2 protein-coding genes are annotated in these 1,433 nt (G+C 41.4%); both read left to right on the top strand.

Going from position 1 to position 1,433, the window contains the following annotated elements; translation table 11 throughout:
* The first annotated feature begins 67 nt into the window (after positions 1-67).
* Positions 68-565, top strand: a complete 498-nt coding sequence (locus JMV76_RS14600; RefSeq protein WP_227690467.1) for a helix-turn-helix domain-containing protein — start codon at positions 68-70, stop codon at positions 563-565.
* Positions 553-1,392, top strand: coding sequence for an IS3 family transposase (locus JMV76_RS14595; RefSeq protein WP_201502079.1), 840 nt, complete (start codon positions 553-555; stop codon positions 1,390-1,392). The genes JMV76_RS14600 and JMV76_RS14595 overlap by 13 nt, the downstream gene beginning before the upstream one ends.
* Positions 1,393-1,433: the final 41 nt, after the last annotated feature.

Below are 1,433 nucleotides of genomic sequence, written 5' to 3'. Positions count from 1 at the left end.
TGAACTGAACCCCATAAGTTGGACACAACTTATGGGGTATTTTTATGCGTTACGATCTAGACTTTAGATGCAAGTCATCGCATACTATCGGCAAGGCCATAGTAGTCACGCCACCGCTAAGAAGTTTAACGTCAATCCAGAGTTTGTACTCAAATGGGTTAAGCAATACCAAAGCGGTGGCATAAATGCCATTAAGCCAAAGACAAGTAAGGCCAAATACAGCAGTGAGTTTAAACTTAACGTACTAACCACCATGCTTAAAGAAGATTTAAGTCAATCTGAGGTGGCACTGAAGTTTAACATCAGCTCACCGGCGCTCATTAGTCATTGGCACAAAGCTTATCGACTACAGGGTATGTCTGGACTCGTATCTAAACATAAAGGTAGAACCGCCATGAGCAAACCATTTATCACAGACAAGCCAGATGATGAAAAGAGCTTAGCAGAGCTTAAGCGTGAGAATGAGTATCTACGTGCGGAGAACGCCTACCTAAAAAAGCTAGATGCCTTGCTCAAACAGAAGAAGAAACAAGCTTTGAAAAAGCAAGGCTCATCGAAGGACTAAGAGAGCGCTGCTGTTTATCTGACTTACTTAAAGCCGCTGGTATGCCCAAAAGTGTCTTTTACTATCATAGAGCAAGACTTGAGCGTGATGACAAATACACTGAATTAAAACAGCGTATTGCTAAGCTGTATCATCAGCACAAAGGCAGGTATGGCTATCGCAGAATCACTGAGGCTCTAAAGCAGTTAGGTAGTCATTACAACCACAAGCTCATCGCTAAGCTGATGCGTAACATGAAGCTTAGCGCCAAGATAAGACGTCAGAAGTACCGCTCTTATAAAGGACAACAAGGTAAGATTGCAAAGAACTATTTAAAGCGCCAGTTTACTGCAGATAAACCGAACACACGCTGGCTCACCGATATTACTGAGTTTAAGGTGGGTGATCATAAGCTGTATTTATCACCCATACTCGATTGTTATAACAATGAGATCATCAGCTATACGCTCTCAAAGAGACCCACTTATGACTTAGTTGGTAAGATGCTAGCTAGTGCTTTAGATAAGACAAAGGCGTGCCGTGGTAAAAGATTAATGCTGCATTCAGATCAAGGGTGGCATTATCAAATGAAACCGTTTAGCACGACGCTTAAACAGCATGGAATTAAGCAAAGTATGAGCAGAAAAGGCAACTGTTTGGATAATGCACTGATAGAGGGGTTCTTCGGTACGCTGAAGTGCGAGACGATTTATATTGAGAAACCGAAAACTATTGAGCAGTTAGAGAAACAGATTCATGAGTATATGCATTATTATAATCATGAGCGTATTCAACTTAAATTAAAAGGACTGAGTCCTGTGCAATACAGAACTCAGTCCTTGTTATAAACTAAACCGTCCAACATTTGGGGTTCAGTTCAGTTACGCAG

This window comes from Psychrobacter cibarius, assembly GCF_904845955.1.
Lineage (GTDB): Bacteria > Pseudomonadota > Gammaproteobacteria > Pseudomonadales > Moraxellaceae > Psychrobacter > Psychrobacter cibarius_B.
This window is presented reverse-complemented; position numbering and strand designations above follow the sequence as displayed.

Bases quoted from the DNA above. Each gene is read 5' to 3' on its own strand.
- JMV76_RS14600 (WP_227690467.1), top strand. From the start codon at position 68: ATGCAAGTCATCGCATACTATCGGCAAGGCCATAGTAGTCACGCCACC.